This window comes from Nonomuraea sp. NPDC049141, assembly GCF_040648415.1.
Classification (GTDB): Bacteria; Actinomycetota; Actinomycetes; order Streptosporangiales; family Streptosporangiaceae; genus Nonomuraea.
This window is the reverse complement of record NZ_JBEZDR010000014.1, coordinates 309,310-327,645: the sequence shown is the minus strand read 5'-3', so window position 1 is coordinate 327,645 and position 18,336 is coordinate 309,310. Positions and strand designations below refer to the sequence as shown.

Here is an 18,336-nt window from a genome sequence, read left to right as displayed (position 1 = left end):
AGGCCTCACGGGAAAGCCGTGATCTCGCAGTGGCTTCGGAGTGACCGAAGTAACTGCCGGATCACGGAAGAAAACGGCAGATCATCAACGTCTGTCACGTGGGGTTGTGCGGGCTCGTCCTGCACGAATAGCGGCAACAGGCCGCACGATACTTTTTCAGACGACAGCGAAGGACACCGAGGCCACTATGGCGGGACAAAAGATCCGCATCCGGCTTAAGGCCTATGACCACGAGGTCATCGACAGCTCGGCCAAGAAGATCGTCGAGACGGTGACGCGGACTGGCGCGAAGGTCGCGGGCCCGGTGCCGCTGCCGACCGAGAAGAACGTGTACTGCGTCATCCGCTCGCCGCACAAGTACAAGGACAGCCGCGAGCACTTCGAGATGCGCACGCACAAGCGGCTGATTGACATCATCGACCCGACGCCCAAGACCGTCGACTCGCTCATGCGGCTCGACCTCCCCGCGGGCGTCGACATTTCGATCAAGCTCTGAGGGAACGCACTGACATGGCTAAGACGATCAAGGGCGTCCTGGGCAAGAAGCTCGGCATGACCCAGGTCTTCGACGCGGACAACCGGATGGTTCCGGTAACCGTGGTCGAGGCCGGTCCGTGCGTGGTTACCAGGGTCCGCACCGCCGACAAGGATGGCTATTCCGCCGTTCAGCTCGGCTTCGGACAGGTCGACCCACGGAAGGTCAACAAGCCGCTCGGCGACTACCTGCGTAAGCACGACATCACCCCGCGCCGTTACTTCGCGGAGATCCGCACCGACGACGCTAGCGACTACACCCTGGGCCAGGAACTCCTGGCCGACACCTTCGAGGCCGGCCAGTTCGTCGACGTGACGGGCAAGAGCAAGGGCAAGGGCTTCGCCGGTGTCATGAAGCGACACGGCTTCAAGGGCCTGAGCGCGTCGCACGGTACGCAGCGCAAGCACCGCTCGCCGGGTTCCATCGGTGGCTGCGCCACCCCGGGCCGCGTATTCAAGGGTCTCCGCATGGCTGGTCGGATGGGTAACGTCCGCACCACCGTGCAGAGCCTCAAGGTTCACGCCGTCGACGTCGAGAACGGTCTCATCCTGATCAAGGGTGCGATCCCCGGCGCCAACGGCAGCCTGGTCCTCGTCCGCACCGCTGCCAAGAAGGGGGCTGCCAAGTGACCAGCATTGACGTCCTCGACGCCAGCGGTTCCAAGGCCGGCACCGTCGACCTGCCCGAAGACATCTTCGGCGCCAAGGTCAACATTCCGCTGATCCACCAGGTGGTCGTGGCCCAGCTCGCCGCTCGCCGGCAGGGCACCCACAAGGCCAAGACCCGTGGTGAGGTCAGGGGCGGCGGCAAGAAGCCGTACCGCCAGAAGGGCACCGGTCGCGCCCGTCAGGGCTCGACCCGCGCGCCGCAGTTCACCGGTGGTGGCGTCGTCCACGGCCCGGTGCCGCGCGACTACTCGCAGCGGACGCCCAAGAAGATGAAGGTCGCCGCCCTGCGCGGTGCCCTGTCCGACAGGGCGAGCGGCGGGCGCGTGCACGTCGTGAGCGGTCTGGTCACCGGCGAGACGCCGAAGACCAAGGCGGCTCTCGAGGCCCTGCGTAAGATCACCCAGTCCAGGACCGTCCTCCTCGTCGTCGACGAGGCCGACGAGCTGACCTGGCTGAGCCTGCGCAACGCTCCCGAGGTTCACCTGCTGGACTCCGGGCAGCTCAACACCTACGACGTGCTCTGCCACGACGACGTGGTCTTCACCCAGGAGGCGTACGACCAGGTCGTGGCGCGGCTGTCGGCAGGGTCGGCCAATGCGAGTGAAGGGGCTGACGCCTGATGGAGAAGATCGCCGACCCGCGCGACATCATCATCAAGCCGGTCGTCTCTGAGAAGAGCTACGGCCTGATCGATGAGAACAACAAGTACACGTTCCTGGTGCGCAATACCGCGAACAAGACCCAGGTCAAGATCGCTGTTGAGCAGATCTTCGGGGTCAAGGTCACCAGCGTGAACACGATCAACCGGCAGGGCAAGCGCAAGCGCACCCGCACCGGTTTCGGCAAGCGTCCCGACACCAAGCGCGCGATTGTGAGCCTGGTCGAGGGCGATCGGATCGACATCTTCGGTCAGATCGGCTAGCAGCCATAGAAGTAGGCGGGCCGTACGGCTTGCCAAGGGTAGAGACCGTCGCACGTTCGTGCGGCGGGCTCACCCATGTAACCGACGAAGGATGAACGAAAAAGATGGGCATCCGTAAGTACAAGCCGACGACTCCGGGTCGCCGCGGGTCGAGTGTCTCGGACTTCTCCGAGATCACCCGCAGCACGCCCGAGAAGTCGTTGCTTGCGCCCCTTCACAGCAAGGGCGGCCGCAACGTACACGGCCGGGTCACCGCTCGCCACCAAGGCGGCGGTCACAAGCGCGCCTACCGGATCATCGACTTCCGGAGGCATGACAAGGACGGCATCCCGGCGAAGGTCGCTCACATCGAGTACGACCCCAACCGCACCGCCAACATCGCTCTGCTGCACTACGCCGACGGCGAGAAGCGCTACATCATCGCGCCGACCGGCCTCAAGCAGGGCGACCGCATCGAGAACGGCGCCGGGGCCGACATCAAGCCGGGCAACTGCCTGCCGCTGCGCAACATCCCGACGGGTACCTTCATCCACGCGGTGGAGCTCCGTCCGGGCGGCGGCGCCAAGCTCGGCCGCTCCGCTGGCGCTCAGATCCAGCTGCTCGCCAAGGAAGGCCAGTACGCCACGCTGCGTATGCCGTCCGGTGAAATGCGCATGGTCGACGTGCGCTGCCGGGCGTCGGTGGGTCAGGTCGGCAACGCCGAGCAGGCCAACATCAACTGGGGCAAGGCCGGCCGCATGAGGTGGAAGGGCAAGCGCCCGACCGTCCGCGGTGTCGCCATGAACCCCGTTGACCACCCGCACGGTGGTGGTGAGGGTAAGACCTCCGGTGGTCGCCACCCGGTGAACCCGAAGGGCAAGCCCGAGGGCCGTACCCGCCAGGCCAACAAGTCCAGCGACCGGCTGATCATCCGCCGCCGGAGCAAGAGGAAGAAGCGGTAGGAGCAGCCGATATGCCACGTAGCCTTAAGAAGGGTCCCTTCGTCGACGACCACCTCGCCAAGAAGGTGGACGTTCAGAACGAGAAGGGCACCAAGACCGTTATCAAGACGTGGTCGCGGCGCTCCATGATCGTGCCGGACATGCTCGGGCACACGATCGCCGTGCACGACGGCCGCAAGCACGTCCCGGTGTTCGTCACCGAGTCGATGATCGGCCACAAGCTGGGAGAGTTCGCCCCGACGCGTACCTTCCGCAGCCACGTCAAGGAAGATCGCCGCAGCCGGCGATAGACGCCTTCAGAAGCAGTTAAGAGGAGTAAGCGATGGAAGCCAGGGCTCAGGCGCGGTTCGTCCGCGTCACGCCCCTCAAGGCCCGCCGCGTGGTGGACCTTATTCGCGGGCTGCCCGCTTCGGAGGCGCAGGCCGTGCTGCAGTTCGCTCCCCAGTCGGCGAGCGAGCCGATCTACAAGGTGCTCTCGAGCGCCATGGCAAATGCAGAGCACAACTTCGATCTCGACCCCCAGACGCTCTTCGTGAGCCGGGCGTGGGTCGATGAGGGCCCGACGCTGAAGCGGTTCCGTCCGCGTGCCCAGGGTCGTGCCTATCGGATCAACAAGCGGACGAGCCACATCACCGTGATCGTGGAGTCCCGCGAGCCGAAGGGAAGGACCCGATAGTGGGCCAGAAGGTTAACCCGCACGGGTTCCGCCTCGGCATCACGACCGACTTCAAGAGCCGGTGGTACGCCGACAAGCTGTACAAGTCGTACGTCGCCGAGGACGTGTCGATCCGTCGCATGCTGCAAAAGGGCATGGAGCGGGCCGGCATCTCCAAGGTGGAGATCGAGCGCACGACCGACCGCGTCCAGGTCGACATCCACACCGCCCGGCCGGGCATCGTCATCGGCCGTCGCGGCGCGGAGGCCGACCGCATCCGCGGTGACCTGGAGAAGCTGACCAAGAAGCAGGTCCAGCTCAACATCCTCGAGGTGAAGAACCCCGAGATCGACGCCCAGCTCGTCGCGCAGGGTGTCGCCGAGCAGCTCTCCAGCCGCGTCTCGTTCCGTCGTGCCATGCGCAAGGCCATGCAGTCGGCCATGAAGAGCGGCGCCAAGGGCATCCGGGTGCAGTGCTCGGGCCGTCTTGGCGGCGCTGAGATGTCGAGGTCGGAGTTCTACCGCGAGGGCCGCGTGCCGCTGCACACGCTCCGCGCGGACATCGACTACGGCTTCTACGAGGCCCGCACCACCTTCGGCCGCATCGGCGTGAAGGTGTGGATCTACAAGGGCGAGGCGCCCACCAGCCGCGCCGAGCGTGAGGCGGCCGCTGCCGGTGCCCGCGCCGGCCAGCGTCGTGAGCGTGACGACCGTCGCGGCGGCCCCGGTGGCGGCGGCGGCGGTGACCGTCCGCGCCGTGGTGGCGGCGCCGGTGGCGCCCGTCGCGGTGGCGGTCGTGGCGACCGCGCCCCCAGGACTGAGGCGGCCTCACAGGCTGCCCCCGAGACCGGCCCGGCTGCGCAGCCGGGTGCTGAAGGGAGCTGACCATGCTGATCCCGCGCAGGGTCAAGCACCGCAAGCAGCACCGGCCCGACCGCAGCGGTGCCGCCAAGGGCGGCACCAGGGTCGTGTTCGGCGAGTTCGGCATCCAGGCTGTTGAGCACTCCTACGTGACCAACCGCCAGATCGAGTCGGCTCGTATTGCGATGACCCGTCACATCAAGCGTGGTGGAAAGGTGTGGATCAACATCTACCCCGACCGCCCGCTGACCAAGAAGCCGGCTGAGACCCGCATGGGTTCCGGTAAGGGTTCGCCCGAGTGGTGGATCGCCAACGTCAAGCCGGGTCGCGTCATGTTCGAGCTTTCCGGTGTCGCCGAGTCGGTTGCCCGCGAGGCGCTCACTCGCGCGATCCACAAGCTGCCCATGAAGTGCAAGATCGTTAAGCGTGAAGTTGGTGAGGCGTGATGGCTAAGGGCCTGACCGCCGGCGAGCTGCGAGTCGAGGACGAGGACACCCTGGTCCAGAAGCTCAAGGAGGCCAAGGAGGAGCTGTTCAACCTCCGCTTCCAGGCAGCGACCGGACAGTTGGAGAGCCACGGGCGGCTGCGTGCCGTCCGCCGCGAGATCGCCCGTATCTACACCGTGATGCGCGAGCGCGAGCTTGGCATCATCACGGTTGAGAAGGAGACGAGCGATGGCTGAGACCGAGACCACAGAGACCACCGAGACGAACGACGACTCGCGGAACTTCCGCAAGGTCCGTGAGGGCCTGGTCGTCAGCGACAAGATGGACAAGACCGTCGTCGTCGCCGTCGAGGACCGTGTCAAGCACCGTCTGTACGGCAAGGTCATTCGCCGTACGACCAAGTACAAGGCACACGACGAGGCCAACGCCTGTGGCGTCGGCGACCGTGTGCTTCTGATGGAGACCCGCCCCCTCTCCGCCACCAAGCGGTGGAGGGTCGTGGAGATCCTCGAGAAGGCCAAGTAACACTTCTCGGATATACCGCGCCTCGTGGGGGCCTCCAGGCCCCCATGACGGTGTCCAAGGACGCGAGGCCCCGGCCTCGCGTCGCCTGCGGTGCGGCTCCTGGAGCTGTGGCCGGAGGAAAAAGACCATACAAGTTCCGCCAGGCTCGGCAATGACGAGAACCAGCGCGACTGATCAGGAGAAGAAACGTGATCCAGCAGGAGTCGCGGCTCAAGGTCGCCGACAACACGGGTGCCAAGGAGATTCTTTGCATCCGCGTTCTCGGTGGCTCGGGCCGACGCTACGCCGGTATCGGCGACGTGATCGTCGCCACTGTCAAGGATGCCCTGCCCGGTAGCACGGGCGTCAAGAAGGGCGACGTGGTCAAGGCCGTAATCGTCCGCACGGTCAAGGAGCGCCGCCGGCCCGACGGCTCCTACATCCGCTTCGACGAGAACGCCGCCGTCATCATCAAGGACAGCGGCGACCCTCGCGGCACCCGTATCTTCGGCCCGGTGGGCCGTGAGCTGCGCGACAAGAAGTTCATGCGCATCATCTCGCTCGCGCCGGAGGTGTTGTAATGCCGAAGCTGCATGTGAAGAAGGGTGACCTCGTCCAGGTCATCGCCGGTAAGGACAAGGGTGCCAAGGGTCATGTCATCGCCACCCTCCCGCGGGAAGACCGCGTGGTGGTCGAGGGCATCAACATGATCAAGAAGCACGCGAAGGAGACCCACCAGGGTCCGCGCGGCGCCAAGACCGGCGGCGTGCAGACCATGGAGGCTCCCATCCACGTGAGCAACGTGAAGAAGCTCAAGGACGAGAAGCGCGACGACAAGCCCGCCGACAAGAAGGCCGACGACAAGGCCGACGAGACGGGTGAGGACAGCTGATGACTGCCACGACTACTGAGACCGAGCGTCCGACGCCGCGCCTCAAGACGAAGTACCGCGAGGAGATCGCGGCCAAGCTTCGCGAGGACTTCGGCATCGAGAACGTCATGCAGATCCCCGGCCTGGTGAAGATCAAGGTCAACATGGGTGTCGGCGAGGCGGCTCGCGACTCGAAGCTCATCGAGGGGGCCGTTCGCGACCTCACCGTGATCACCGGTCAGAAGCCGGCCGTCGTCCGGGCGCGCAAGTCCATCGCCCAGTTCAAGCTGCGCGAGGGCATGCCGATCGGTGCGCACGTCACCCTCCGCGGCGACCGGATGTGGGAGTTCCTCGACAGGCTTCTGTCGCTGGCGCTGCCCCGCATCAGGGACTTCCGTGGCCTGTCGCCCAAGCAGTTCGACGGCAACGGCAACTACACGTTCGGTCTGACCGAGCAGGTCATGTTCCACGAGGTCGACCAGGACAAGGTCGACCGGCCGCGGGGCATGGACATCACGGTCGTGACCACCGCGAAGAACGACGACCAGGGCCGGGCGCTGCTGAAGCTCCTCGGGTTCCCCTTCAAGGAGGCCTGATCATGGCGAAGAAGTCGCTGATCGCCAAGGCAGGGCGTAAGCAGAAGTTCGAAGTCCGGGCGTACACCCGTTGCACGCGTTGTGGCCGGCCCCGCGCCGTCTACCGCAAGTTCGGGCTCTGCCGTGTGTGCTTCCGTGAGATGGCGCACCGGGGCGAGCTGCCTGGCATCACCAAGTCCAGCTGGTAGTTACCCTTGGGGGCGGCCACGTGTCGCCCCCGTGGGGCTGCCGGCCGTACATATGTAGAACTGTCAAACCAGGGTGCTCTCGCGGAGAGCGCCCATGACCGCGCCGAAGGTCCACCGGTAGAGCTCTGCTTCACCGACTGGAAACCGCGGCGAGGAAGGCCACTGGCCATGACGATGACCGACCCGATCGCAGACATGCTGACGCGTCTGCGTAATGCGAACTCGGCGTACCACGACAGCGTGACGATGCCGTATTCGAAGATCAAGGCGCACATCGCCGAGATCCTCCAGCAGGAGGGTTACATCCAGGCTTGGACTGTCGAAGACGCCAAGGTTGGCAAGAACCTCGTGGTGGAGCTCAAGTTCGGGCCTACCCGTGAGCGGTCGCTCGCGGGACTGCGCCGGGTGTCGAAGCCCGGTCTGCGGGTGTATGCGAAGAAGGACAATCTGCCTCGAGTCCTGGGTGGGCTGGGTGTCGCGATCATCTCGACGTCCGCCGGCCTCATGACCGACAAGCAGGCCGGCAAGCGTGGTGTGGGCGGGGAAGTCCTCGCCTACGTCTGGTAGAGGGGAGGAACACAGCATGTCGAGAATCGGACGGCTGCCCATCCCTGTGCCGAATGGCGTAGACATCGCGATCAGCGGCCAGGATGTTCAGGTCAAGGGCCCGAAGGGCACGCTTTCTCATACGGTCGCGGAGCCCATCGTGGTGGGTCGCGACGACGACGGCGCTATCGCCGTCACCCGGCCGAACGACGAGAACAAGGTTCGTGCGCTGCACGGCCTGTCGCGGACGCTGATCGCCAACATGGTGCAGGGCGTCACGCAGGGCTACTCCAAGACCTTGGAGATCGTCGGCGTCGGTTACCGCGTTCAGGCCAAGGGCCCGACGCAGCTGGAGTTCGCACTGGGCTTCAGTCACCCGGTCATCGTCGACGCCCCCGAGGGCGTCACCTTCCGTGTCGAGAGGCCGACCCTGTTCCACGTGGACGGCATCGACAAGCAGAAGGTCGGCGAGGTCGCGGCCAACATCCGCAAGTTGCGCAAGCCTGACCCGTACAAGGGCAAGGGCGTGCGTTACCAGGGCGAACAGATCCGCCGCAAGGTCGGAAAGGCTGGTAAGTAGGCATGGCTCCGAAGACTGCGTTCGGCAAGCACACGGCTGCCCGCACCGTCTCGCGGGCCCGCCGTCACCGCCGCGTCCGCAAGAACGTCGTCGGTACGGCCGCGCGTCCGCGCTTGGTCGTCAACCGCTCGACTCGTCACCTGTTCGTGCAGATCGTGGACGACTCCGTCGGCCACACGCTGGTGAGCGCGTCCACCATGGACTCCGCGCTGCGCACGCTCGAGGTTGACAAGACCGAGAAGGCCAAGAAGGTCGGCGAGCTCCTCGCTCAGCGGGCCAAGGAAGCCGGGATCACCGCGGTTGTGTTCGACCGTGGTGGCAACCGCTACGCAGGGCGCATCGCCGCTCTGGCGGACAGCGCCCGCGAAGGCGGGCTCGAGTTCTGATGCGGGCCCGGACATCGCAACTAATGGCAACTGAGATGAGGAACCACTGATGGCTGCAGCTCCGCGTCGCGGTGGCGGCACCGGTGGCGAGCGGCGTGACCGTCGTGACGATCGCCGCGGCGGCGCCGCCGACAAGGGCGTCTCGTACATCGAGCGCGTAGTGAAGATCAACCGAGTGGCCAAGGTCGTGAAGGGTGGTCGTCGCTTCAGCTTCACCGCCCTCGTCGTCGTCGGTGACGGCAACGGCCTGGTCGGCGTCGGCTATGGCAAGGCCAAGGAAGTCCCCGCGGCCATCGCCAAGGGTGTCGAGGAAGCGAAGAAGCACTTCTTCAAGGTGCCGCGCATCCAGGGCACCATCCCGCACACCGTGCAGGGTGAAGAGGCGGCCGGTGTCGTCTTCCTGCGTCCGGCCTCCGCCGGTACCGGCGTCATCGCCGGTGGCCCGGTGCGCGCCGTACTGGAGTGCGCCGGGATCCACGACGTCCTGTCCAAGTCGCTCGGCTCGGACAACCCGATCAACATCGTGCACGCCACCGTGGCGGCTCTGAAGGGTCTTTCCCGGCCCGAGGAGATCGCCGCCCGCCGTGGCCTGCCGATCGAGGACGTCGCTCCGGCCAGGATGCTGAAGGCTCAGCGCGAAGGCATCGCCGAAGCCGCGGCAGCCAAGGCGGTGAGCTAGTCATGGCACGCCTGAAGATCACTCAGGTTCGCTCGAAGATCGGTGGCAAGCAGAACCAGCGTGACTCGCTGCGTTCGCTTGGCCTGAAGCGAATCGGCGATGTCGTCGTCAAGGAGGACCGGCCCGAGATTCGCGGCATGGTCACCGTGGTGACGCACCTCGTCGAGGTGGAAGAGGTCGACTAGTCATGACTGACAAGGCTCCGCTCAAGATTCACGATCTGCGTCCGGCCCCCGGCGCCAACAAGTCCAAGGTCCGCAAGGGCCGTGGCGAGGCGTCCAAGGGTAAGACGTCCGGTCGCGGCACCAAGGGCAGCCACGCCCGTACGACGGTCCCCCTCGGTTTCGAGGGTGGCCAGGTGCCGCTGCAGAGGCGTCTGCCGAAGCTCAAGGGCTTCTCCAACGCGCTGTTCAAGACGACCTACCAGGTTGTCAATCTGGACAGGATCGGCGAGTTGTTCCCCGACGGTGGCGAGGTCACTGTCGAGACGCTGGTCGCCAAGGGTGCTGTCCGCAAGAACCAGCTGGTGAAGGTGCTCGGCACCGGCGAGATCTCGGTCGCGGTGAACGTGCAGGCTCACGCCTTCTCGTCCGCCGCGAAGGAGAAAATCGCCGCTGCTGGGGGTTCCGTTACCGAGCTGTAAGAGCTATTACGAGGCGTGGGGGCTCTGTCCATGGGCCCCCACGCCCGTAGTGCGTTAGAGTTCGCGAGACGGCAGGCTTCTGTCCGGCTCGTTTTACCAGAGACTTCTGATGGCAGATCCCCGCACCATCGCATACTCACACCGCCTTATAGGCGCGCAGGAGGGACCGTGCTGACCGCGTTTACCCGGGCGTTCCGGACGCCGGACCTGCGCAAGAAGTTGCTCTTCACTCTGGGCATCATCGCGCTGTTCCGTCTCGGCTCGGTTCTTCCGACTCCGGGCGTTCACGTCCAGAACCTTGCGTCCTGTTTTGATCAGGTCCGCAATGGTGAAAACGGCAATATCTACGGGATGGTGCAGCTGTTCAGCGGCGGCGCGCTCCTGAAGCTGTCGGTGTTCGCGCTGGGCATCATGCCTTACATCACCGCGAGCATCATCCTTCAACTTCTCGTCGTTGTGATCCCACGCCTCGAAGCCCTCAAGAAGGAGGGACAGGCCGGTCAGACGAAGATCACCCAATATACGCGTTACCTGACGATCGGTCTGGGCATTCTGCAGTCGACCGCGTTCATCGCGCTGGCGCGCTCCGGTCAGCTCTTCCAGGGTTGCGACAAGGACGTCCTGCTGGACCCCGACAACATCTTCATGATCGTCACCATGGTCGTCATCATGACGGCCGGCACCTCGGTAATCATGTGGCTGGGCGAGCTCATCACCGACCGTGGTGTGGGCAACGGCATGTCGATCCTGATCTTCACGCAGGTCGTCGCGGTCTTCCCGTCCGAGCTGGCCAGCATCTTCCAGGCCAACAAGTTCACCTTCGCGGTCGTCATGGTGGTCGGTGTCTTCATGATCGCCGCCGTGGTCTTCGTCGAGCAGGCGCAGCGCCGCATTCCCGTCCAGTACGCCAAGCGGATGGTCGGGCGCAGGATGTACGGCGGCACGTCCACCTACATCCCGCTGAAGGTCAACCAGGCCGGCATCATCCCGGTCATCTTCGCGTCCTCGCTGCTCTACCTGCCGCAGCTCCTGACCTCGCTCTTCGCCAACGCGGAGTCGCCGAACGCGGTCGTGGAGTGGATCTCTCAGAACCTTACCAAGGGTGACACGCCCGTCTACATGATCACGTTCTTCGTCCTGATCGTGTTCTTCACCTACTTCTACGTGTCCATCACGTTCAACCCCACTGAAGTAGCTGACAACATGAAGAAGTACGGTGGGTTCATTCCGGGCATCCGTCCGGGCCGGCCGACGGCTGGCTACCTGAGTTTTGTGCTCACCCGTCTGACCGCCCCTGGCGCTCTCTATCTGGGTCTGATCGCCATGATCCCGATCGTCGCGCTCGCGGTGGCCGGGGCGAGCCAGAACTTCCCGTTCGGAGGGACGAGCATTCTCATCATGGTTGGCGTCGGCCTGGACACCGTGAAGCAGATCGAGAGCCAGTTGCAGCAGCGTAATTACGAAGGCTTCCTGCGGTAGTGCGTCTCGTTCTAGTCGGGCCCCCCGGAGCGGGTAAGGGGACACAGGCCCAGTACATCGCGTCGAACCTGTCAATCCCGAAGATCTCGACAGGTGACATCTTCCGTGCCAACGTCTCCGGGGGCACGGAGCTCGGCAAGCTCGCCAAGGCTTACATGGACCGTGGCGACCTGGTGCCTGACAAGGTCACCATCGCCATGGTCCGTGACCGCCTCGCCGAGGACGACGCGCAGGACGGCTTCCTGCTCGACGGCTTCCCCAGGAACGTCGCTCAGGCCGAGATCCTGCGCGACATGCTGAAGGAGTGGGGCCAGGCTCTCGACCTGGTCCTGGAGCTCGTGGTGGACGACGACGAGGTGGTCAGGCGGCTGGCCGGCCGTCGCACCTGCAGCCAGTGCGGTCGCATCTGGCACGTCGAGTTCGACGACAAGAAAGACGACAGGTGTGACGCCTGCGGCGGCACGCTGTTCCAGCGTGACGACGACAAGGAAGAGACCGTCAGGCATCGCCTGGAGGTCTACCAGGAGCAGACGGCGCCGCTGGTGTCCTATTACGCGGACGAGGGCATCCTCGTGGGTGTCGACGCGACCGGTCCGGTCGAGGAGGTAACCCAGCGGGCCATGGAGGCCATCAGCCCTTTCATGGGGTAGGCCCGATGGCCGAGTGCGGAGGTGGCACGGATTTCCGTGCCACCTCGCGGCTATTGTGGGGGAATTGGTCTCCCACAACTGCCCGTTGAGACCCCGGGAGGTGCCAGACGTGTTCAAGAAGAACAAGCATGGAATTCAGATCAAGACGGCCGAGCAGCTCGACAAGATGCGGGCGGCCGGTCTGGTGGTCGGACGCACGCTCGACCTGCTGAAGCGTTCGGTCGAGCCGGGGATGACGCCCCTGGACCTCGACGCCATCGCCGAGAAGGCGATCAGGGATGAGGGCGCGATCCCGTCGTTCAAGGGTTATCAGGGGTTCCCCGCCACGATCTGCGCCTCGGTCAACGAGGAAGTGGTGCACGGCATCCCGACGGACGCCCGCCCGCTGCGCGACGGCGACGTCATCTCCATCGACTGCGGCGCGATCCTCGACGGCTGGCACGGCGACTCCGCGGTCACGGTGCCGGTGGGGGAGGTGGATGCGAAGCTCACCGAGCTGATGCGGATCACCGAGGAGGCGATGTGGCGCGGCATCGCCGCGTTGACCGTCGGCCGCCACCTGTCGGACATCGGGTACGAGGTGGAGCGCTACGTCAAGTCGCAGGGCCGCTTCGGCATCCCTCCGGAGTACGGCGGGCACGGCATCGGCACCGAGATGCACATGGACCCGTGGATCGCCAACCACGGGCGCCCCGGAAAGGGGCCGGTGCTGGAGGCCGGGATGTGCCTGGCCATCGAGCCCATGGTCAACCTGGGCACGGAGCGCACCCGTGTACTGGCCGACGATTGGACCGTCGTGACGATCGACGGCAAGCAGTCCGCACACTTCGAACACAGCGTCGCGGTGACACATAATGGTCCTTGGGTGCTTACCGCCCTTGATGGGGGCAAAGAGCGCTTGGCGCAGCCGTAGAACGAGCCGGGAGTGGTGGGTATGGCGCAGAGCCCCGAGATGCGTGCCTCGGACGTCGACCGCGACCGGGTGGCCGCCGTGCTCCGAGAGCACACCGCGCAGGGCCGCATCACGATGGACGAGTTCAACGAGCGCCTCGAACAGCTCTACCAGAGCAAGACGTACGGTGAGCTGGCCCGGCTGACCGCCGACCTGCCGGACGTGGACCTGCGCAACCCGCCCGCCAAGCTGCCCGGCACCGCTCCGGCGCCCAAGAGCGGCATGCATTCGGGGATGCGGGCGGCCTGGGGAGCGTGGGCCGCGGCGAGCTCGATCAACTGGGTGATCTGGTTCATCGTGAGCGTCACCTCCGGGCACATGATCTATCCCTGGCCACTGTGGGTGATGGGCCCCTGGGGTGTGATTCTGCTGCTGAGCACCATCTCCGGAGGCGGGCAAAAGCGGCGATGAGTGTGTAGTAGTGCACTGTGTGTATTCGTGCGCAGAAGGCCTGACATGACCTCCATAACGTAAGCGGTGCCGGACAAAAAGGGACTGACCCGAGCAGTCCCAGTCCGGTACGGGGAACCGTCTTACAGGAGGACACAGTGCGTATCCGTAACCTGCTCGCCGGCACCGCTCTCGCAGGATCGATGGTCGCCGGAGCGCTGGCCATCGCTCCCGCCGCCCAGGCCGACGCCGCTACCGCCACTCAGGCGCAGAGCGCCCAGGCCGCTCCGAAGCACTTCTTCGGTCCCTACTTCTCCAACGGCTCCGAGAACGGCAGCCACGAGTCGTACTTCAGGGGCTACTGGCAGAAGCGCGGCGGCAACTACTACTTCTACGGCGATCTGTGGGACCGTCACCACAACGACGGCGACTACAGCTACGTGTGGTTCAAGTACTACGACCGCCACGGCAACTTCCACAAGAACTGGTACCGGTCCGACGACCGTCGCCACTTCGACAGCATCCGCTTCAAGCGGGACTTCAAGATCCAGGTGTGTGAGGGCAACACGCGGAACAGCGGCTGCGGCAGCTGGCACGACGTGTTCTAAGCCCACCAGGGAGTGTGCTGACTCTCACGGGCCCGCCGGTTCGCCGGCGGGCCTTTCGCCGTACATACGGCCTGGACGGGTCTGCGGATGGGGTAAACTCGCTCGTGGTTGTGTCAGGACACCTGGCACGCGTTTCGCGTTTTAGTCTCAGGTGTCGTACACTCCTTACTCGGCTCACTATGACTATCACGCGTCGGCGCCCGTTGCCGGTCGCCGCTCTCTTCGAAGCGTGAGGTCGCGGCTGCTTAGTGAACCGGAGCCTCAGACGATCGATCAGTGAAACGCGAGGAATTTTGGCCAAAAAAGACGGCGCCATCGAGATCGAGGGCACTGTGGTCGAGTCGCTCCCGAACGCCATGTTCAGGGTGCAGCTTGACAACGGCCATAAGGTCCTGGCCCACATCAGCGGACGGATGCGGATGCACTACATCCGGATCCTGCCCGACGACCGGGTAGTCGTGGAACTGAGCCCCTACGACCTGAGTCGTGGGCGGATCGTCTACCGATACAAGTAAGACGTCTGAGGAACACGAAGGACAATGAAGGTAAAGCCGAGCGTCAAGAAGATCTGCGACAAGTGCAAGGTGATCCGCCGGCACGGTCGCGTCATGGTGATCTGCGACAACCTGCGCCACAAGCAGCGTCAGGGTTAGTCGCCGCAAGGCTTCTCCGAGTCCGCCCCAGCACGGGAGCGGGCTCGACGCATGAGAAGCCTGAGACAGTAATCGCGCGTCACACCTGAGCAGGCGGCCTGTTTTTCAGGCCGTACCACCCAGGAGACCCCCGGTCGGAGGCCGGGGCCCTCACCCCGGGCATGGGGAGGGGACGTGAGGCGCAAGACCTCCGCCACAACGAAGGAGAATGCCCGACCATGGCTCGCCTGGTTGGCGTCGACCTCCCCCGCGAAAAGCGGCTGGAGATCGCTCTCACCTACATTTACGGAATTGGCCGCACCCGCGCGCTGGAGGTCCTCGAGGCCACCGGTGTCAGCGGTGACACCCGCGTCCACCAGCTCACCGACGCCGAGCTCGTCCCGATGCGTGACTACATCGAGGCGAACTTCAAGATCGAAGGTGACCTGCGCCGCGAGGTTCAGGCCGACATTCGTCGCAAGATCGAGATTGGTTGCTACCAGGGCATCCGGCACCGCAAGGGCCTGCCTGTCCACGGTCAGCGCACCCAGACCAACGCGCGCACCCGCAAGGGCAAGAAGAAGACCGTGGCCGGCAAGAAGAAGCCCGGTAAGAAGTAGTCCACGCAGCCGCGGGACCGAACACCTCAGGAGTGAAGGCAAAGGATGCCTCCTAAGAGCCGTCAGGGTGCGCCCAAGAAGGTGCGCCGCAAGGAAAAGAAGAACGTCGCTCATGGGCACGCCCACATCAAGAGCACGTTCAACAACACGATCGTTTCGATCACCGACCCCAGTGGGAACGTGATCTCCTGGGCCAGCGCCGGCCACGTGGGTTTCAAGGGCTCCCGGAAGTCCACCCCGTTCGCCGCTCAGATGGCCGCCGAGAACGCCGCCCGCCGCGCCATGGAGCACGGCATGCGTAAGGTCGACGTCTTCGTCAAGGGTCCCGGCTCCGGCCGTGAGACCGCGATCCGTTCCCTTCAGGCCACCGGGCTCGAAGTGGGCTCGATCCAGGACGTCACCCCGGTTCCGCACAACGGCTGCCGTCCGCCGAAGCGCCGCCGCGTCTGACACCCAGGAGAAACTGAGAAATGGCTCGTTACACGGGTGCGGACTGCAAGCTCTGCCGCCGGGAGAAGACCAAGCTCTTCCTCAAGGGCAGCAAGTGCGAGTCCGCGAAGTGCCCCATCGAGATCCGTCCTTACCCGCCGGGTGAGCACGGCCGCGGACGTCCCAAGGAGTCCGAGTACCAGCTTCAGCTTCGTGAGAAGCAGAAGACCCGCCGCATTTACGGCGTCCTCGAGAAGCAGTTCCACAACTACTACGAGGAAGCCTCCCGCAAGGCCGGTAAGACCGGTGAGGCGCTGCTCCAGATCCTGGAGAGCCGTCTCGACAACGTGGTCTACCGCGCCGGGTTCGCCCAGTCGCGCGACGCCGCTCGCCAGCAGGTCCGTCACGGGCACTTCCTGGTCAACGGCAAGAAGGTCGACATCCCCTCGTACCGCGTGCGCGAGCACGACATCATCGAGGTCCGCGAGACCAAGCGCAACCTGCTGCCTTACGAGGTGGCTCGCGCCACCGCCGGCGACCGCTCGGTCCCGCCGTGGCTCGGCGTCGTGCCGGACAAGATCCGCGTCCTGATCCACCAGCTGCCGGTCCGCCAGCAGATCGACACCCAGGTTCAGGAACAGCTGATCGTCGAGTACTACTCGAAGTAAGTAGTGGTTGAGGTACGGCTCGCCGTACCTCAACTAAGCTTGTATCGGAGTGGCGTCATATAGCGGGCGCCACACGAAAAGGGGAGAACCCGCATGCTGATCGCTCAGCGCCCGACTCTTCTCGAAGAGTCGATCGACGACACCCGATCCCGATTCGTCATCGAGCCGCTGGAGCCGGGTTTCGGCTACACCATCGGCAACTCGGTCCGCCGCACGCTGCTGTCGTCCATTCCGGGCGCGGCCGTGACGAGCATCCGGATCGAGGGCGTGCTGCACGAGTTCTCGACCGTTCCCGGGGTCAAGGAAGACGTCACCGACATCATCCTCAACCTCAAGGAACTGGTCGTCTCGTCCGAGCACGACGAGCCGGTCGTGATGTACCTGCGCAAGCAGGGCCCGGGTGAGGTCACCGCCGCCGACATCGCGCCTCCGGCCGGTGTCGAGGTGCACAACCCCGAGCTGCGCATCGCCACGCTCAACGGCAAGGCGAAGCTGGAGATGGAGCTGACCGTCGAGCGCGGTCGCGGCTACGTCTCCGCCGCCCAGAACAAGCAGCCGGGCCAGGAGATCGGTCGTATTCCGATCGACTCGATCTACTCCCCGGTGCTCAAGGTCACCTACAAGGTCGAGGCGACCCGAGTCGAGCAGCGTACCGACTTCGACCGCCTGATCCTGGACGTCGAGACCAAGCCGGCCATGAAGCCCCGCGACGCGGTGGCCTCCGCCGGTAAGACTCTCGTCGAGCTCTTCGGCCTGGCCCGCGAGCTCAACGTCGAGGCCGAGGGCATCGACATCGGCCCGTCGCCGACCGACGCCGCCCTGGCCGCCGACCTGGCGCTGCCGATCGAGGAGCTGAACCTCACCGTTCGCTCGTACAACTGCCTCAAGCGCGAGGGCATCCACACCGTGGGTGAGCTCGTCGCCCGCAGCGAGCAGGACCTTCTCGATATAAGGAATTTCGGCGCCAAGTCGATCGAAGAGGTCAAGCAGAAGCTGCACGAGATGACGCTGGCGCTCAAGGACTCCCCGCCCGGGTTCGACCCGAGCGCGGTGGCCGGCGCCGGTTACGACGACGACGACAGCGCGTACGTCGAGACCGAGCAGTACTAAGCCATCGCGAGGGCTCATCCTCGCGAACCCCCGCGCCGGACGGCTCAGCCGCCCGGCGCGGGCGACGATAACGGGTCGCACAGAGAGCGACTGCGACCCGGCCCGACTTCGGTACCTGGTACGGCCGGGGCGGGTTAACTCACAAGGAGAACGCAATGCCCAAGCCTCCCAAGGGTGCACGTCTTGGTGGCAGCCCGGCGCACGAGCGGCTGATCCTGGCGAACCTCGCCACGGACCTGTTCCGCCACGGCAAGATCCGGACCACGGTCACCAAGGCCAAGCGCGTCCGTCCGCTGGCGGAGCGCCTGATCACCAAGGCGAAGAAGGGCGACATCCACAACCGTCGCCAGGTGCTCACGGTCGTCAAGGACAAGGGCGTCGTCCACCACCTCTTCACGGAGCTCGCGGTGACGTTCGCGGAGCGTCCGGGCGGTTACACCCGGATCACCAAGGTGGGCGCCCGTAAGGGTGACAACGCTCCTATGGCGGTGATCGAGCTGGTGACCGAGCCGCTGAACCCGGTGCGCGTCTCGCGCTCGGAGGCCCCGGCCGCTGCCGCCGCCCCCGCCGCTGAGGCGCCTGCTGCCGTTGAGGAGCCTGCTGCCGAGGCCGTCGCGTCGGACGAGGCCCCTGAGGCCCCCGCCGCGGAGGCCGCCGAGGCTGGCGAGGCTGGCGAGGCGAAGAAGGACGAGGCCTGATCCGTCAGGTCGGTTGAATCGGGCTCGGACCCCTCTTGTGGGGGTTCGGGCCCATTCGCGTTTCAGGTGGTCTGGGGAGG

The 18,336-nt window shown here is 65.2% G+C and carries 33 protein-coding genes; all 33 read left to right on the top strand.

Annotation, left to right across the window (positions count from 1 at the left end):
* Window positions 1–187 precede the first annotated feature (187 nt).
* A complete protein-coding gene (gene rpsJ / locus AB0B91_RS38455) occupies window positions 188–496 on the top strand; it encodes a 30S ribosomal protein S10 (RefSeq protein WP_012887830.1) in 309 nt (102 codons plus the stop codon).
* A 14-nt stretch (window positions 497–510) separates the two neighbouring features.
* The gene (gene rplC / locus AB0B91_RS38450; RefSeq protein WP_219539602.1) at window positions 511–1,164 is read left to right on the top strand and encodes a 50S ribosomal protein L3; all 654 of its coding nucleotides are present in this window, start codon (window positions 511–513) and stop codon (window positions 1,162–1,164) included.
* Window positions 1,161–1,823 (top strand): 50S ribosomal protein L4, encoded by a 663-nt coding sequence (gene rplD / locus AB0B91_RS38445; RefSeq protein ID WP_219539601.1) that lies wholly within the window; start codon window positions 1,161–1,163, stop codon window positions 1,821–1,823. The genes rplC and rplD overlap by 4 nt, the downstream gene beginning before the upstream one ends.
* Entirely contained in the window at window positions 1,823–2,125 is a 303-nt protein-coding gene (gene rplW, locus AB0B91_RS38440) for a 50S ribosomal protein L23 (protein WP_358026397.1), read from the top strand. The genes rplD and rplW overlap by 1 nt, the downstream gene beginning before the upstream one ends.
* A gap of 104 nt (window positions 2,126–2,229) precedes the next feature.
* Window positions 2,230–3,066: a 50S ribosomal protein L2 gene (rplB, locus tag AB0B91_RS38435; RefSeq protein WP_214633175.1), complete on the top strand. Its 837-nt coding sequence runs from the start codon at window positions 2,230–2,232 to the stop codon at window positions 3,064–3,066.
* Window positions 3,067–3,077: 11 nt separating this feature from the next.
* Window positions 3,078–3,356: a 30S ribosomal protein S19 gene (gene rpsS / locus AB0B91_RS38430; protein ID WP_358026393.1), complete on the top strand. Its 279-nt coding sequence runs from the start codon at window positions 3,078–3,080 to the stop codon at window positions 3,354–3,356.
* Between the two features lie 32 nt (window positions 3,357–3,388).
* Window positions 3,389–3,742: a 50S ribosomal protein L22 gene (rplV, locus tag AB0B91_RS38425; protein WP_219539598.1), complete on the top strand. Its 354-nt coding sequence runs from the start codon at window positions 3,389–3,391 to the stop codon at window positions 3,740–3,742.
* Complete coding sequence (gene rpsC / locus AB0B91_RS38420) at window positions 3,742–4,605, top strand: 30S ribosomal protein S3 (RefSeq protein ID WP_358330628.1); 864 nt, start codon at window positions 3,742–3,744, stop codon at window positions 4,603–4,605. The genes rplV and rpsC overlap by 1 nt, the downstream gene beginning before the upstream one ends.
* Before the next feature lie 2 nt (window positions 4,606–4,607).
* Window positions 4,608–5,027: a 50S ribosomal protein L16 gene (rplP, locus tag AB0B91_RS38415; RefSeq protein ID WP_219539596.1), complete on the top strand. Its 420-nt coding sequence runs from the start codon at window positions 4,608–4,610 to the stop codon at window positions 5,025–5,027.
* A complete protein-coding gene (rpmC, locus tag AB0B91_RS38410; protein ID WP_214633180.1) occupies window positions 5,027–5,263 on the top strand; it encodes a 50S ribosomal protein L29 in 237 nt (78 codons plus the stop codon). Before rplP ends, rpmC begins: the two co-directional genes overlap by 1 nt.
* Window positions 5,256–5,552 (top strand): 30S ribosomal protein S17, encoded by a 297-nt coding sequence (rpsQ, locus tag AB0B91_RS38405; RefSeq protein WP_214633181.1) that lies wholly within the window; start codon window positions 5,256–5,258, stop codon window positions 5,550–5,552. Before rpmC ends, rpsQ begins: the two co-directional genes overlap by 8 nt.
* 188 nt (window positions 5,553–5,740) lie before the next feature.
* The gene (gene rplN, locus AB0B91_RS38400) at window positions 5,741–6,112 is read left to right on the top strand and encodes a 50S ribosomal protein L14 (RefSeq protein ID WP_026214151.1); all 372 of its coding nucleotides are present in this window, start codon (window positions 5,741–5,743) and stop codon (window positions 6,110–6,112) included.
* Window positions 6,113–6,120: 8 nt separating this feature from the next.
* On the top strand, window positions 6,121–6,423 hold the full coding sequence (gene rplX / locus AB0B91_RS38395; RefSeq protein ID WP_358330662.1) for a 50S ribosomal protein L24: 303 nt from the start codon (window positions 6,121–6,123) through the stop codon (window positions 6,421–6,423).
* Window positions 6,423–6,998, top strand: coding sequence for a 50S ribosomal protein L5 (rplE, locus tag AB0B91_RS38390; RefSeq protein WP_214633183.1), 576 nt, complete (start codon window positions 6,423–6,425; stop codon window positions 6,996–6,998). The genes rplX and rplE overlap by 1 nt, the downstream gene beginning before the upstream one ends.
* Before the next feature lie 2 nt (window positions 6,999–7,000).
* A complete protein-coding gene (locus AB0B91_RS38385; protein ID WP_090769707.1) occupies window positions 7,001–7,186 on the top strand; it encodes a type Z 30S ribosomal protein S14 in 186 nt (61 codons plus the stop codon).
* A gap of 168 nt (window positions 7,187–7,354) precedes the next feature.
* Window positions 7,355–7,753 carry a 30S ribosomal protein S8 gene (rpsH, locus tag AB0B91_RS38380; RefSeq protein ID WP_192789898.1) on the top strand — a complete coding sequence of 133 codons (399 nt, stop codon included), beginning with the start codon at window positions 7,355–7,357 and terminating at the stop codon, window positions 7,751–7,753.
* A gap of 16 nt (window positions 7,754–7,769) precedes the next feature.
* Complete coding sequence (gene rplF, locus AB0B91_RS38375; RefSeq protein ID WP_214633184.1) at window positions 7,770–8,312, top strand: 50S ribosomal protein L6; 543 nt, start codon at window positions 7,770–7,772, stop codon at window positions 8,310–8,312.
* Window positions 8,313–8,314: 2 nt separating this feature from the next.
* Window positions 8,315–8,698: a 50S ribosomal protein L18 gene (rplR, locus tag AB0B91_RS38370; RefSeq protein WP_358330625.1), complete on the top strand. Its 384-nt coding sequence runs from the start codon at window positions 8,315–8,317 to the stop codon at window positions 8,696–8,698.
* A 49-nt stretch (window positions 8,699–8,747) separates the two neighbouring features.
* Window positions 8,748–9,377: a 30S ribosomal protein S5 gene (gene rpsE / locus AB0B91_RS38365; protein WP_049572667.1), complete on the top strand. Its 630-nt coding sequence runs from the start codon at window positions 8,748–8,750 to the stop codon at window positions 9,375–9,377.
* Between the two features lie 2 nt (window positions 9,378–9,379).
* Complete coding sequence (gene rpmD, locus AB0B91_RS38360) at window positions 9,380–9,562, top strand: 50S ribosomal protein L30 (RefSeq protein WP_132509679.1); 183 nt, start codon at window positions 9,380–9,382, stop codon at window positions 9,560–9,562.
* A gap of 2 nt (window positions 9,563–9,564) precedes the next feature.
* Entirely contained in the window at window positions 9,565–10,020 is a 456-nt protein-coding gene (rplO, locus tag AB0B91_RS38355) for a 50S ribosomal protein L15 (protein ID WP_345558121.1), read from the top strand.
* A gap of 168 nt (window positions 10,021–10,188) precedes the next feature.
* Window positions 10,189–11,499: a preprotein translocase subunit SecY gene (gene secY / locus AB0B91_RS38350; RefSeq protein ID WP_358330621.1), complete on the top strand. Its 1,311-nt coding sequence runs from the start codon at window positions 10,189–10,191 to the stop codon at window positions 11,497–11,499.
* Complete coding sequence (locus tag AB0B91_RS38345) at window positions 11,499–12,149, top strand: adenylate kinase (RefSeq protein WP_214633188.1); 651 nt, start codon at window positions 11,499–11,501, stop codon at window positions 12,147–12,149. Before secY ends, AB0B91_RS38345 begins: the two co-directional genes overlap by 1 nt.
* Window positions 12,150–12,258: 109 nt before the next feature.
* Complete coding sequence (gene map, locus AB0B91_RS38340) at window positions 12,259–13,062, top strand: type I methionyl aminopeptidase (protein ID WP_358330618.1); 804 nt, start codon at window positions 12,259–12,261, stop codon at window positions 13,060–13,062.
* Between the two features lie 21 nt (window positions 13,063–13,083).
* A complete protein-coding gene (locus AB0B91_RS38335) occupies window positions 13,084–13,512 on the top strand; it encodes a DUF1707 domain-containing protein (protein WP_358330615.1) in 429 nt (142 codons plus the stop codon).
* A 137-nt stretch (window positions 13,513–13,649) separates the two neighbouring features.
* The gene (locus AB0B91_RS38330) at window positions 13,650–14,099 is read left to right on the top strand and encodes a hypothetical protein (RefSeq protein WP_358330612.1); all 450 of its coding nucleotides are present in this window, start codon (window positions 13,650–13,652) and stop codon (window positions 14,097–14,099) included.
* Window positions 14,100–14,392: 293 nt separating this feature from the next.
* Window positions 14,393–14,614 (top strand): translation initiation factor IF-1, encoded by a 222-nt coding sequence (gene infA / locus AB0B91_RS38325; RefSeq protein ID WP_012887858.1) that lies wholly within the window; start codon window positions 14,393–14,395, stop codon window positions 14,612–14,614.
* Between the two features lie 24 nt (window positions 14,615–14,638).
* On the top strand, window positions 14,639–14,752 hold the full coding sequence (rpmJ, locus tag AB0B91_RS38320; protein ID WP_003956441.1) for a 50S ribosomal protein L36: 114 nt from the start codon (window positions 14,639–14,641) through the stop codon (window positions 14,750–14,752).
* A 218-nt stretch (window positions 14,753–14,970) separates the two neighbouring features.
* The gene (gene rpsM / locus AB0B91_RS38315; RefSeq protein WP_214633192.1) at window positions 14,971–15,351 is read left to right on the top strand and encodes a 30S ribosomal protein S13; all 381 of its coding nucleotides are present in this window, start codon (window positions 14,971–14,973) and stop codon (window positions 15,349–15,351) included.
* A 45-nt stretch (window positions 15,352–15,396) separates the two neighbouring features.
* Complete coding sequence (gene rpsK, locus AB0B91_RS38310; RefSeq protein ID WP_012887860.1) at window positions 15,397–15,801, top strand: 30S ribosomal protein S11; 405 nt, start codon at window positions 15,397–15,399, stop codon at window positions 15,799–15,801.
* Between the two features lie 20 nt (window positions 15,802–15,821).
* Window positions 15,822–16,448 carry a 30S ribosomal protein S4 gene (rpsD, locus tag AB0B91_RS38305; RefSeq protein ID WP_358330608.1) on the top strand — a complete coding sequence of 209 codons (627 nt, stop codon included), beginning with the start codon at window positions 15,822–15,824 and terminating at the stop codon, window positions 16,446–16,448.
* 93 nt (window positions 16,449–16,541) lie between these two features.
* Window positions 16,542–17,558, top strand: coding sequence for a DNA-directed RNA polymerase subunit alpha (locus tag AB0B91_RS38300; RefSeq protein ID WP_214633194.1), 1,017 nt, complete (start codon window positions 16,542–16,544; stop codon window positions 17,556–17,558).
* 155 nt (window positions 17,559–17,713) lie between these two features.
* The gene (gene rplQ, locus AB0B91_RS38295; RefSeq protein WP_358330605.1) at window positions 17,714–18,256 is read left to right on the top strand and encodes a 50S ribosomal protein L17; all 543 of its coding nucleotides are present in this window, start codon (window positions 17,714–17,716) and stop codon (window positions 18,254–18,256) included.
* The last annotated feature ends 80 nt before the right edge of the window (window positions 18,257–18,336 follow it).